This window comes from Limosilactobacillus avium, assembly GCF_947381485.1.
In the GTDB taxonomy this organism is placed as follows: Bacteria; Bacillota; Bacilli; order Lactobacillales; family Lactobacillaceae; genus Limosilactobacillus; species Limosilactobacillus avium.
This window is the reverse complement of record NZ_CANCWN010000094.1, coordinates 1-515: the sequence shown is the minus strand read 5'-3', so window position 1 is coordinate 515 and position 515 is coordinate 1. Positions and strand designations below refer to the sequence as shown.

The following is a 515-nucleotide window of genomic DNA, read 5'->3' as shown; positions in this document are numbered from 1 at the left end:
AGCTAGTTCATATTTAAAACTTACATGATCAAAAATAATTTCACCATTAGTTAAACGCTTAAGTGGCTTTTTAGGATTTTCAATAGTTGGCTTTTCAGTAATGACGGCAGCAATACGACGACCACTGGCACCTGAAACAACTAATTGCGTAGTAATCATAGCTAAAATATTCAAACTGAACAAAACGGAGTTTGAATAAGTAAACATTGAGATAAGTTGACCAGTTTGCAAACTGCCACCAACAACTTCTTTAGCACCAAACCAGCAGATAGCCAAAGTTGAAATGTTCAAAACAGCCGCTACAACTAACGCATTTAAAGACATAATCTTTTGTGCGGTAGCGAATAACTTATAGATAAAGCCTGATGACTTCTCAAATTGTTTAATCTGATCTTTTTCTTGAACGTAAGTCTTTACTTCGCGAATACCCCGAACATTTTCACGAACGACTTGGTTCATACGGTCATATCCTCTAAAAATTTTAGGGAAATATGGATATGCTGCTTTAATAATTA

At 35.0% G+C, this 515-nt stretch carries 1 protein-coding gene; it reads right to left on the bottom strand.

Going from position 1 to position 515, the window contains the following annotated elements:
- On the bottom strand, window positions 1–515 hold a 515-nt coding region (locus QOS01_RS10440; protein ID WP_283622274.1), incomplete at both ends, for an ABC transporter transmembrane domain-containing protein.